This window comes from Nocardia sp. NPDC059236, assembly GCF_042754085.1.
Lineage (GTDB): Bacteria > Actinomycetota > Actinomycetes > Mycobacteriales > Mycobacteriaceae > Nocardia.
Window position 1 is genome coordinate 120,187 of the sequence record NZ_JBHZAF010000020.1, and the last position, 12,334, is coordinate 132,520.

Here is a 12,334-nt window from a genome sequence, read left to right on the forward strand (position 1 = left end):
TCCGGCTGGTGCGAGTGGACTTCCCCGGCCGGTGCCATCCCGAACACGGCGACCTGCCGTACTGGACCACCCCGTCCGACACCCCCACCGATCGAGCTGACCGAGGAGGCGACCGTTGACCGCGACTCTGACCGAGCCCCGGCTCGCTCCAGCCCCGGCCGAGCCGCCCGCGGCCCGCACCGGCCGCCGGGAGTACCTGGCGCTGGCGGCCCTGCTGATCGGCACCGCCATCGCCTACCTCTGGAACCTGTCGGCCAACGGCTGGGCGAACTCCTTCTACGCGGCCGCCGTGCAGGCGGGTTCGGTGTCGTGGAAGGCCATGTTCTTCGGCTCCTCCGACGCGGCCAACTCCATCACCGTGGACAAGACGCCACTGTCGTTGTGGCCCATGGAGATCTCGGTGCGGATCTTCGGCCTGCACAGCTGGAGCATGCTGCTGCCGCAGGCCCTGCTCGGCGTGGCCTCGGTGGCGCTGCTGTGGGCCATCGTGCGCCGCACCTTCGGCGCGAGCGCCGGACTGCTGGCCGGCCTGGTGCTGGCGCTGACTCCCATTGCCGCCGTGATGTTCCGGTTCAACAACCCGGACGCCATGCTGGTGTTCCTCATGCTGGCCGCGGCCTGGGCCATGACCCGCGCGGTCGCCGACGGCCGCTGGCGCTGGGTGCTGCTCACCGGCGCGTTCATCGGACTCGGCTTCCTCGCCAAGCAGCTGCAGGTGCTGCTGGTGGTGCCCGCGTTGGCGCTGACCTACCTGATCGCGGGCCCGCCCGAGCTGGGCAAGCGCATCGCGCAGCTGTTCGGCGCGGCCGCGGCCATGGTGGCGGGCGCCGGCTGGTGGGTGCTGCTGGCCGAGCTGTGGCCGGCCTCGGATCGCCCGTACTTCGGCGGCTCGCAGCACAATTCGATCATCGAACTCACCCTCGGCTACAACGGCCTGGGCCGTCTCGACGGCAATGAGCGCGGCAGTGTCGGCGGTTTCGGCGGCGGCGACCAGCTGCCGAGCGGCGGTGGCGGCATGTGGGGCACGCCCGGCATCGGGCGGCTGTTCGAACCGGCGCAGGCCGGTCAGATCGCCTGGCTCATCCCGGCCGCCCTGGTACTGCTGGTGGCGGGAATCGCCCTGCGCGGCAAGCTGACCCGCACCGATCCCCAGCGCGCCACGCTGATCCTGTTCGGCGGCTGGCTGGTGGGCACCGGACTGGTGTTCAGCCTCATGAAGGGCATCTTCCACCCGTACTACACGGTGGCGCTGGCCCCGGCCGTGGCCGCGCTGCTCGGCGCGGGCTCGGTGCTCGCCTGGCAGCACCGCGATCGGCTGTGGGTGCGCCTGGCCGCCGTTCTGGCGATGGGCCTGACCACGGCGACGGCGTGGATCATCCTGTCCCGCAGCACGTCCTTCGTGCCGTGGCTGCGCTGGGTGGTCCTGGTGGGCGGCATTGTCGCCACCGTCCTGCTGCTGATTCGCCTGCCCCGCAAGGCCGGTCTGGCCGTCGCGGCGGCCGCGGTGCTGGTCGGTCTGGCCGGTCCCACCGCCTACGCCGTGGACGGCATCGCCACCGCACACCAGGGGCCGATGCCCTCGGCCGGACCCGCGGTGCGCGGCGGCTGGGGTCCGGGCGGTCCGCGCGGCGGCGACCACGGTATGCCGAACGGCCGCACCGGCAACGGTGGACCGGGTGGCAATGCGGGACCCGGCAATGGCATGCCCGGCGGGCAGCCGGGTGGCGGTCAGCACGGCGGATTCGGCGGCGGCGCGGGCAACATGATGATGGCGAGCAACCCGAGTGACAAGGTCACCGCGCTGCTGAAGGCCGACGGCTCCGAGTACACCTGGGTGGCGGCGACGGTCAGCTCCAACTCGGCGGCCGGATTCCAGCTGGCGACCCAGCTGCCGGTCATGCCGATCGGTGGCTTCAATGGCAGCGACCCCTCGCCGACACTGTCCCAGTTCCAGGAGTACGTGCAGGTCGGCCGGATCCACTACTTCATCAGCGGCAATCAGATGGGCGGCGACCGCGGCGGCAACGGCGGCAACCAGAGCCAGAGCTCGCAGATCACGGCGTGGGTGAAGGAGCACTTCAACTCGCAGGAGGTGGACGGCATCACCCTCTACGACCTGACCTCGCCGAAGACCACATAACCGGCGGGCTTGCCACCGCCACAACAGGACTGAGCGCTCGTACCCGATGGGGGACGAGCGCTCGGTTCTTTCCGTCGCACACAAGTCGGTGTGCAACTCGGCCGCAAGTGATCTACCTCGTCGTTAGAATCGATGTGACGGTCGTCATGATCCAGGGAATTCGCCATGAGCACGCCGCATCCCCTCAGCGATGAGCATCGAGAAGCCTTCTGGCGCAGGGCCGGATGGGATCCGTACCTCCCGGATGCCGAGCGCGCGGCCATAGAACGGCGCTGGGACGACGAATCCATCTCCATGGCAGAGGTTTTCGGTTTCTGATCAGCGGCGCACCGGGTCAGTTCGAGATGCCAGGGGTGCGGCGGACGTAGGTGCCGTCGGTGAGCTGTTCGACGAGGAACTCGGCGATGTCCGCGCGTGAGATCTTCAGCGACAGACCGGTTTCCGTGGCCGGGAAATCCCGGCGGTAGTTCCCGGTGGCCGGTCCGTCGGTGAAGGCGCTGGGCCGCACGATGGTCCAGTCCAGATCACTGGCCAGCACGTACTCCTCCTGCCGCACGTGATCGGCATAGGGCTGCCGCAGCAGCATGCCGAACATCACGTACTTCCAGACGAAGTTCAGATTGCCGCGGCTGTCGCCGACACCCAGCGAGGACTGGCAGATCAGCCGCTTCACCCCCGTCCGAGCCATGGCCTCGATGATGTGGCGGGTGCCCTCGGCGCGCACCACGCCCTTGCGGCCCGCGCCGAGGGTGACGATCACCGCGTCCTGCCCGATCACGGTGCGCTCCACCGCGGCCGGGTCCAGCACATCGCCGACCTCGACGCGCAGTCGCTCGTGGGTTGCGGCGGTCAGGTTGGCGGCATCGCGGGTCAGCGCGGTGACCTGATGCCCGGCCGCGAGGGCCCGGGCGACGACGTGGCGACCGACGGTTCCGGTGGCTCCGAAAATGGCGACCTTCATGGCTCTCACCTCGTGTAATTCGTTGTTGCGATGATGAATTCAGTACATCAGCGAGAGCCTCCGGGAACCATCGCCGCGCGTCTCGCGAACATGCGGGAGGATCCAGGCCGGCCCGTGGGATTGAACCAGGCCGGCCTTCGGGCAGAACCGGGCGAATCAGCGTAGCCCGGCGAAGAATTCGCGAATATCCGCCACCAGCACGTCGGTCGCCTCGTGTGCGGCGTAGTGTCCCGCCGCATCATTGGCGCTGGTCGAGCCCGAGTTCACGTCGTAGGCGTGCCAGCTCACGATGTTCTTGTGATCGCGTTCGGCGAAGGGGCGGATGGACTGGAAATCGCCGGCGAACATGGCCAGCGCGGTGGGGACGGTGGTCGGTCCGGTGGGCTGCTCGGTGGCGTGGGCGTCCTCGTAGTAGAAGCGGATGGACGATCCGGCGGTGCCGGTCAGCCAGTAGATGGCCATATTGCCGATCACGAATTCCGCGTCGAGGCTCTCGGGGAAGAGCTGCGAGTTCCAGCCCAGCAGCCCCAGCGGCGAATCCGACAACGCGAAGGCCAGGGTGTGCGGCTGCTGGCTCGACAGCGTATTGAACGCGAACTTGTTGTCGTAGAACCACTGCAGGTGCGCCAGTGCGGCCATGTCCTCCTCGGACAGGCCGGCCATCTCGGCCGGGTCGCCCGACGGGAACGAGAACAGCTGCGTCACATGGACTCCCAGCACGCGATCCGGCGCGATCCGGCCCATTTCCGGCGCGATCATCGAGCCGGCGTCATTGCCGATCGCACCGAACCGGGTGTAGCCGAGCCGGTCCATGAGCTCCACCCAGGCGCGGGCGGTGCGGTAGCGGTTCCAGCCGGTGGAGCGGGTCGGGCCGGAGAATCCGTAGCCCGGCAGCGACGGGATGACCACGTGGAAGGCCGGAGCGTCCGTGTCCTCGGGTGCGGTGAGCGGCGCGATGAGATCCACGTACTCGAGGATCGAGCCCGGCCAGCCGTGGGTGAGGATCACCGGGGTGGCATCCTCTCGCGCGGACCGCACGTGCAGGAAGTGGATGTCCTCACCCTCGATCTCGGTGGTGAACTGGGGGTAGGCGTTCAGCTCGGATTCCAGTGCCCGCCAGTCGAACTCCTCCAGCCAGTACTGCGCGAGCTCGCGAATGCGTGCGTTCGGGACGCCGTACGCGTCGCCCACGCCCGGCAGCTCGTTCGGCCACAGTGCCCTGCGCAGCCGCTCGGCCAGATCGTCCAGCCTGGCCTGGGGGACGTCGATGCGGAAGGGGCGGATGGCGTTCATCATTCTCTCCTTAATGGAACGGAATGCTTCGTTCTGTTCAAACCATAACGGAACGGATCATTCCGTTCAAGTGGTAAGCTCGGATTCATGCCGAAGACAGCCGAACCCGCAGCTCAGCGCGCCCTACCCGGCCGCAAGGCGCAGGCCGCGCGCAATGACGAACTCATCCTGGCCGCCGCGCGGGACGTGTTCCTGGCCGAACCCAAGGCGCCGATCTCGGCCGTCGCCGAGCGCGCGGGGGTGGGCATCAGCGCGCTGTATCGCCGCTATCCGAGCAAGGAGGAGCTGCTGCGCACCCTCTGCTACGACGGATTGCGCCGCTACAACGCGGAAGCCGAAGCGGCCCTGGAGAATTCCGACGGATGGGCGGCACTGGTCGACTTCCTGCACCGCGTGGTCGACGCCGATGTGCACTCGCTGACCGTGCATCTGGCCGGCACCTTCACCCCGGACGAATCGATCCTCCCGGACGTCCAGCGCTCGGCCGAACTCAATGACGAACTCCTGCGCCGGGCCGGGGAGTCGGGGCGGCTGCGGCCCGGGGTCACCGTCGCCGACTTCGGCCTGATCCTCGAAGCCTGCGCGACGATCGCACTGCCCGATCCCGAGCGCACCGCCCAGCTGCGCCGCCGGGTCCTGGCCCTGCTGATCGACGGCCTCACCGCCACCGGCGACTTGCCCGGCCCGCCACCGGTTCCGGGCGAATTCGCCCAACGCTGGCAGCGTCGTGACCAGTGAACGGTAGCGTTCGCCGCGGGCGTGCCGGCATTCGTTCCCGAACCATGATGAATTCCGCGGCTCGGCTCCGACTTCCGCAAGAGCACTCGAATCGGAAGGAACTGTCATGAACTGGACCCTCGAAGTGGTCATCGTCCCCGTGTCGGACGTGGACCGCGCCAAGGATTTCTACAGCACCAAGCTCGGGTTCCATGTGGACCACGATGTCCGGCCCGCGGAGGGGACGCGGATCTGTCAGCTCACCCCGCCGGGCTCGGGCTGTTCGATCGTCATCGGCGAGGGTGTGGTGCCGAAGATGGAGCCGGGATATCTCAAAGGGCTGCAGCTGGTGGTGCCGGATCTGAAGCGTGCCCACGCTGAACTGGTCGAGCGCGGAGTCGAGGTGAGCGACATCCAGGTACTGCCGGGGCCGCCGTCGGCGGGCGACCCGCTGGACAACAGCGGGTTCATCTTCTTCGACGATCCGGACGGCAACAGCTGGGCCGTCCAGCAGATCTCGAGCAGGGCCTGAGGCAACGACGCCGGGCCGGAACACGATTCGAGGCGAGCGGCTCGAAAGCCGCCCGCCCCGAATCGGATTCGCCGGCTACCGGATGCGGTCCTAGGACACGACCGGCAGGTACACCTGGTTGCCGGTGGAGGCGAACTCGGCGGACTTCTCCGCCATGCCCGCTTCGATGGCGGCGATATCGGTGAGGCCCTGCTTCTCGGCGTAGTCGCGCACGTCCTGCGAGATGCGCATGGAGCAGAACTTCGGACCGCACATGGAGCAGAAGTGCGCGGTCTTGGCGGGCTCGGCCGGGAGGGTCTCGTCGTGGTACTCGCGGGCGGTGTCGGGGTCCAGCGAGAGGTTGAACTGGTCGGTCCAGCGGAACTCGAAGCGCGCCTTGGACAGTGCGTTGTCGCGGTCCTGGGCGCGCGGGTGCTGCTTGGCCAGGTCAGCGGAGTGGGCGGCGATCTTGTAGGTGATCACGCCGACCTTCACGTCGTCCCGGTTGGGCAGGCCCAGGTGCTCCTTGGGCGTCACGTAGCAGAGCATGGCGGTGCCCGCCTGCGCGATGATGGCCGCGCCGATGGCCGAGGTGATGTGGTCGTAGGCCGGCGCGATATCGGTGGCCAGCGGACCGAGCGTGTAGAAGGGGGCCTCCTCGCAGAGCTCCTCCTCCAGCTTCACGTTCTCGACGATCTTGTGCATGGGCACGTGGCCCGGGCCCTCGATCATCACCTGCACGCCATAGGATTTCGCGATCTTGGTGAGCTCGCCCAGGGTGCGCAGCTCGGCGAACTGGGCCTCGTCATTGGCGTCCGCGATGGAGCCCGGGCGCAGACCGTCACCCAGCGAGAAGGTGATGTCGTATTTGGCCAGGATCTCGCACAGCTCGGCGAAGTTGGTGTACAGGAACGATTCCTGGTGATGCGCCAGGCACCACGCCGCCATGATGGAACCGCCGCGCGACACGATGCCGGTGACCCGCTTGGCGGTCAGCGGCACGTAGCGCAGCAGCACGCCGGCGTGCACCGTCATGTAGTCGACGCCCTGCTCGGCCTGCTCGATCACGGTGTCGCGGTAGATCTCCCAGGTGAGCTTGGTGGGATCGCCGTTCACCTTCTCGAGCGCCTGGTAGATCGGCACGGTGCCGACCGGGACGGGGGAGTTGCGCAGAATCCACTCACGGGTCTCGTGAATGTTCTTGCCGGTGGACAGATCCATGATGGTGTCGGCGCCCCAGCGGGTGGCCCACACCATCTTCTCCACCTCCTCGGCGATGGAGGAGCTCACGGCCGAATTGCCGATGTTCGCATTGATCTTGACCGCGAACTTCTTGCCGATGATCATCGGCTCGGACTCGGGGTGGCGGTGGTTGGCCGGGATCACCGCGCGACCGGCGGCCACCTCGTCGCGCACCAGCTCGGGCGCGACGCCCTCGCGCGCCGCGATGTAGCGCATCTCGTTGGTGATGATGCCCTGGCGGGCCCAGGCCAGCTGGGTCGGCGGGCCGTCGACCTGCGGCTTGTCCCAGGTGTCGCGGAGCTTGGGCAGCCCCGCCTCGAGATCGATGGTGGCGGTGTCGTCGGTGTACGGACCGGAAGTGTCGTACACGTCGAAGTGCTCGCCATTGGTGAGATTGATGCGCCGCACCGGAACCCGCAGCGTCGTGCCGTCGGCCTCGACCTGTTCGTAGTGCTTGACGCTGCCCTCGATGGGACCGGTTGTCACGGTGTCGACGGGCGCGGAGTTGCTCGGGACGCGACTCGATGACATGGGTGAATCCTCCCTACGCCGGCATTACCCGGTCAGGTTCATACGGTCGACGGCCCGCTAGCCGTCCTCTCAGCCCGCTGGTGCGAGCCCCCGTTGGCATACGTACTTTTCCGCAGCGACCATACCGCGCTCCACGGCACGCACGCTCCGAGACCGCGGAATATACGATTCGGTCTGCTCGGGGGATGGATCGGCCGGGTGCGGTTCAGCGGGTAGGCGAGTCTCAGCGCTCCTGCGGGCCGATGGGCCAGCCCAGTGCGCCGAACGCGGCGTTCAGCTCGATCTCGGTCTGGGTGGTGAGGGCGTCGAGGCTGCCGAGCATGGTGATCACATCGTCGGTACGGCAGCCGGACGGGTCGGCCGCGCCGGGGGCGAGGCGGGACTTGATCCAGTTGAAGGCGTCGGCCATGCCGAGGGTGGTCAGGGTCAGGTGCTCGCTGAGGTGGTCGCGCTTGTAATAGACGGAAGCACCCCCGTCGCACCACCGCTGGACCATGCGGTCGTTGGTGTACCACGGCACGGCCTCGTCGTAGACGCCCTGATAGACCATGGTTGGCGCGGTCGGCGGATTACTGCCCAGCACAGTCGAATCGAAGACCTCCTTGATCTCCGGCAGCGCCAGGTAGTCGGCGATCGGGATGGTCAGCATGCGCTGATAGTCGGTGAACATCAGGTTCAGCACATTGCGCACCAGGCACTGGTTCGCGGTGCGATCCATGACCGCGCGGCCCTCGGGTGTCAGGTACTTCTCGGTGGTCTCGGCGAACTTGGGATACGCGTTGCGCAGCGAGGCGATACCCACGCCGATGAGGCTGGCGAACATCGAACCGTTGACGTGCAACAGGGATTCGACATCCGAAACCGGCGCGCCGAGCGCGATGCCCTCGAGGTTCAGCTCCGGCGCATAGCCCGGCTGCATCTCCGCGGCCCAGCCGCTGCCCATGCCGCCACCGGAGTAACCCCACAGGGCCACCGGCGTCTTCGCGCCGCCCAGGCCCAGCGGCTGGAAGCTTTCGGCGGCGCGCACGCTGTCGAGAACCAGATATCCCGGTTCCTTCGCGACCGCGAGATGCCCGTTCGGGCCCTCGTAGTCGGGCACATTGATGGCGTACCCCTGGCTGATGGAGGCCGCGAGCTCCAGGTACTCGACCGTGGAGTGCACACCCTCCAGTGCGGGTAGCCCGCCGCCCTGCTGCAGCACGTAGGACGGCGCGCACGCGGGCGAGGTGCTGTCGTAGAAGAACTGATGCGAGACCAGCGGCCGACTGTGAGAAGTGTTGGCCCCCTCCGGAATCGCCACCGTGGTGGCCGCGACCGTCGGCTGCCCGAACAGGTCGGTGGTGCGGTACAGCAGTTGCCACGATCGCACGTGCACCGGCAGCACGGTGAGCACCGCCAGCTGCACCTCGCGGCTGCGCAGGATCGTGCCGGGATCGGTGGATTCGAACCCGTCGGGCGCTCGATAGAACGGGTCGATGTTCACCGGGAGTGGTTGCGCGGCAACCGTTCCCGCGGTGACTCCCCCCAGTAGTACGGCCGAGGCGGTCGTCAGTGCCGTCGTGAGGGCCGCGAGCAGCCGCCTCCCACGCCCGCGATCCCCAGTGATTGCCACGTCTCTGTTCCCTTCCGCATCGACGTGACAGCGATTACAGCACGGCATCCAGTTACCAACAAGATGTCTTTCTGAAATGAGCTTGGCTATCGTCTAGGCATGTCCCGCAGCAAATCTGCCGCGCCGACCGACCGGACCCCCGTACGGCGTCGCATCCGCGGCCTCGACGCCGACGAGCGCAGCGCCCAGCGCCGCCGTCAGCTGCTCGCCGCCGCCACCGAACTCTTTGCCCGGCAGAGCTATTCGGGCACCTCCATCGAACAGATCTGTCAGCACGCCTACGTCGGCACCAAGGGCTTCTACGACCACTTCGACAGCAAGGAAGCCTGCTACACCGCCCTGCTGGAACAGATCACCACGGGCATCCAGCAACGGGTGGCCGAGGTGGCCGTCGAAACCGCCGACGCGGACTGGGCCACCCGCCGCGCCACCGTCCTGGCCGCCTTCGTCCACGCCATCGCCGACGACCCCCGCCTGGCCAAGGTCACCTTCGGCGAAGCCGGCGGCATCTCACCCACCGTCGAAGCCATGCGCCGATCCAACCGCCGCTGGTCCGCCGAATTCCTGGAACACCAATGGCTGCAGGCCGATCCGCGCGACGACCCGCACCTGCTGGCGCTGGCCCTCGCCACCATCGGCGGCATGTTCGAACTGGTCGCCGACTGGCTGCACCACCACGACGACGGCGGCGCACCGGATTCCGTGGACACCCTCGTCGCCGATCTGAACCACTTCGTGGCGGTGGTCGACGCGGGCCGGACCGCCGCCCGCTGAGCGAACCTCCGACCGGGGCGCTCAGTCGCGCGGGCGGCGGCGAGCATGATCTCGCCGCACGGGAATTCGGCGCCGCCAGCGGCGTCGCGGTGATCGGCGCCGTTATGGCCTCACACGCCGGAGACGGCGCCCACCCGGTCGCCTTCGCCGACAGCATGGGCGTCGGTCTCGGCGTCCTGGTGCTGCTCGCCGCCGGCGTGGTCGCCCTCGGCTACCGCCGCGGCTGACTCCTCCTCCAGCCCGATCCGCTTGTGCAGCGCCGCAAGCGGTTTCGGCGCCCACCAGTTGCCGGTGGACATCAGGCGCATGAGAGCCGGGGCCAGCAGGCCGCGAATGATGGTGGCGTCGGAGACCACGGCCAGCGCCAGGCCGATGCCGAACAACTTCATGGGCGCGACCTCGGAGGTGGCCACGGCCAGCAGCACCACCGCCATCAAACCCGCTGCGGCGGTGAAGATCCGGCCGGTGCGGGCCACCCCGAGGGCCACCGAGCGGGTATTGGCCGCCCGGCCGCGATCCGAGGCCAGCCACTCCTCGCGAATCCGGGACAGCAGGAAGACCTCGTAGTCCATCGACATGCCGAAGGCCAGGCAGAACATGAGGATCGGCATGAACAGGTCGATGCTGCCGGTCGGGGTGAACCCCAGCAGACCGGACAGGTGGCCCTGCGCGAAGACCCAGATCATGGCGCCGAAGGTGGCGGTCAGCGACAGCATGTTCAACAGCAGTGCCTTCACCGGGAGCACCACGCTGCCGGTGAACAGGAACAGCAGGATCAGGGTGATGACGGCGATGAGCGCGGCCGCCAAGGGGATCCGGCTGATGACCGAGTCCATGGTGTCCTCGTTCAGGGCCGCCGCGCCGCCGTACCGCACCTCGCCGGGAGCCGGGACCGCCCGCAGATCCGCGAGCTGCAATTTGCCCGCGGCGGAGTAGGGCGCGACCTTCGTGCCGACCGAAAGATAGGTCCCGTTCGGGCCGGCCATCTGCGGGATACCGGTCGCCACCCGCTTGCCGGTCGGCGGAACGCCCTCGGCGGACGGCGACGCCAGGTAGACGCCCTCGCTGGACAGCACCGCCGCGACGCCCGGCACCTCCGACAGGCTCTTGGCATACGCGCCGATTTCCGCTGCGCCGCCGTGGAATCCGGGCAGCACGATCACCGTGCTGGAGGCCATGTCGGCATTGAAGTCCTGCCGCAGCGCGTCACCCACCTGACGGCTGGACGCGAAGGTGCCGATCACCCGATCGTCCGGGGTGCCGAAATGTGCCTTCAGGAAAGGGGATCCGAGGGCCAGCAACACCGCCGCCGCGATCACCGCGACCGGCAGTGCCCGCCGCATGACCGCGGTCACCAGCCGGTACCAGAAGGTGGTCTCCACCGGCTTGGGCGCGGGCGCGCCGCGACCCAGCCGGCGGCGCACCGGTTTCCGCAGATCCCAGGCGTTCACGCGATCGCCGAGCAGCACCAGCGCGGCGGGCAGCAACAGCACCGACGCGCCCACGGCCGCGGCGACGACGGCGACACCGGCGTAGGCGAAGGATTTGAAGAACGGCTGCGGGAACACCGCCAGCGCCGCCAGGGCCAGGGCGACGGTCAAGCCGGAGAACACCACGGTGCGGCCCGCGGTCTGCACCGAACGCAGAATGGCCGCCCGGGTATCGCGGCCATTGGCCAGCTCCTCGCGGTACCGGCTGACAATGAACAGGCTGTAGTCGATGGCCAGGGCCAGCCCCAGCGCGCTGGTCATGTTCAGCGCGAAAATGGAGACATCCATGACCGTGGTCAGCCCGCGCAGAATGCCCAGCGTCGCGGCGATCGCGAACAGTCCCACGCCGACCGGCAGCAGCGCCGCGACCACGCTGCCGAACACCAGCACCAGCAGCAGCGCCGATACCGGCACCGCGATGGCCTCCGCCAGCAGCAGGTCCTTCTCGACCTGGTGATTGATATCGGCGAAGGAACCGGCCATGCCGCCGACCCGGACCTGCACCCCGTCGTTGTCCCCATTGAGCTGGTTCGACAGCTCGGCGGCCCGGTTCTGCACCTCGGTGTCGGTGCCGGTGACCGTGGCCATGATGAGCCCGCGCTGCCCGTCCTTGCTCTTCAGCGCGGCGGCCAGGTCGGGCCGGGCGGCGAGGCTGGTCCAATACGACTGCACGCCGGTCACCGTCGGGTCCTGGCTCAGCTCGTCGGTGACGCGCTGCGCCTCGCCGCGCACCTGTGGGCTGTTGACGCCCCCGTCACCGCTGACCATGACGATGAGGTTGGGATTACCGCCGGGGAAGTTCTTCGTGATGAAGTCATTGGCGCGCACCGACTCCAGCGAGTCGGTGAGATAGCCGCCGCCGACCATGTGGGATTTCACGGTGGCTCCGAAGGCACCGCACACGAGCATCAACAGGAGTGCGGCCACCAGGACCGCGCGCGGGCGTGCCATGGCGAACCGGGCAGAACTGGTCAACATTGACGCCACCCTCCGAAGTCTTCAGACCTTCGGAACGGTAACGTTCCTGACTTACCGGTCGGTAGGGTCAGTGATGATGTTCATG

Annotated in this window: 10 protein-coding genes and 1 riboswitch; of the genes, 5 read left to right on the plus strand and 5 right to left on the minus strand. The window is 68.2% G+C overall.

From position 1 onward, the window contains the following. Window positions 1-115: 115 nt before the first annotated feature. Both ACFXIV_RS37655 and ACFXIV_RS37660 read left to right on the plus strand, forming a co-directional pair. A complete protein-coding gene (locus tag ACFXIV_RS37655; protein WP_379401289.1) occupies window positions 116-2,140 on the plus strand; it encodes a glycosyltransferase family 39 protein in 2,025 nt (674 codons plus the stop codon). Window positions 2,141-2,305: 165 nt separating this feature from the next. Continuing rightward, entirely contained in the window at window positions 2,306-2,458 is a 153-nt protein-coding gene (locus ACFXIV_RS37660) for a hypothetical protein (RefSeq protein ID WP_364619771.1), read from the plus strand. 16 nt (window positions 2,459-2,474) lie between these two features. On the opposite strand, the gene ACFXIV_RS37665 is transcribed toward ACFXIV_RS37660, so the two are convergent. Then, complete coding sequence (locus ACFXIV_RS37665) at window positions 2,475-3,101, minus strand: NAD(P)-dependent oxidoreductase (RefSeq protein WP_379401290.1); 627 nt, start codon at window positions 3,099-3,101, stop codon at window positions 2,475-2,477. 156 nt (window positions 3,102-3,257) lie between these two features. Then, window positions 3,258-4,394, minus strand: a complete 1,137-nt coding sequence (locus ACFXIV_RS37670; protein ID WP_379401291.1) for an epoxide hydrolase family protein — start codon at window positions 4,392-4,394, stop codon at window positions 3,258-3,260. An 87-nt stretch (window positions 4,395-4,481) separates the two neighbouring features. Between ACFXIV_RS37670 and ACFXIV_RS37675 the strand changes: the two genes are divergently transcribed. Together ACFXIV_RS37675 and ACFXIV_RS37680 are read left to right on the plus strand one after the other, a co-directional pair. After that, a complete protein-coding gene (locus ACFXIV_RS37675; RefSeq protein WP_379401292.1) occupies window positions 4,482-5,132 on the plus strand; it encodes a TetR/AcrR family transcriptional regulator in 651 nt (216 codons plus the stop codon). A gap of 106 nt (window positions 5,133-5,238) precedes the next feature. Next, window positions 5,239-5,643, plus strand: coding sequence for a VOC family protein (locus ACFXIV_RS37680; protein WP_354843524.1), 405 nt, complete (start codon window positions 5,239-5,241; stop codon window positions 5,641-5,643). Window positions 5,644-5,733: 90 nt separating this feature from the next. On the opposite strand, the gene thiC is transcribed toward ACFXIV_RS37680, so the two are convergent. Together thiC and ACFXIV_RS37690 are read right to left on the minus strand one after the other, a co-directional pair. Further along, window positions 5,734-7,395: a phosphomethylpyrimidine synthase ThiC gene (gene thiC, locus ACFXIV_RS37685; protein WP_379401293.1), complete on the minus strand. Its 1,662-nt coding sequence runs from the start codon at window positions 7,393-7,395 to the stop codon at window positions 5,734-5,736. Next, window positions 7,389-7,499: riboswitch (TPP riboswitch) on the minus strand. Its footprint overlaps the gene before it by 7 nt. A gap of 119 nt (window positions 7,500-7,618) precedes the next feature. Further along, on the minus strand, window positions 7,619-9,007 hold the full coding sequence (locus ACFXIV_RS37690) for a lipase family protein (protein WP_379401294.1): 1,389 nt from the start codon (window positions 9,005-9,007) through the stop codon (window positions 7,619-7,621). Window positions 9,008-9,106: 99 nt separating this feature from the next. On the opposite strand from ACFXIV_RS37690, the gene ACFXIV_RS37695 reads away from it, so the two are divergent. Further along, complete coding sequence (locus tag ACFXIV_RS37695) at window positions 9,107-9,781, plus strand: TetR/AcrR family transcriptional regulator (RefSeq protein WP_379401295.1); 675 nt, start codon at window positions 9,107-9,109, stop codon at window positions 9,779-9,781. 110 nt (window positions 9,782-9,891) lie between these two features. Here ACFXIV_RS37695 and ACFXIV_RS37700 read toward each other — a convergent pair whose 3' ends face one another. Next, window positions 9,892-12,249, minus strand: coding sequence for an MMPL family transporter (locus tag ACFXIV_RS37700; protein WP_379401296.1), 2,358 nt, complete (start codon window positions 12,247-12,249; stop codon window positions 9,892-9,894). Window positions 12,250-12,334: the final 85 nt, after the last annotated feature.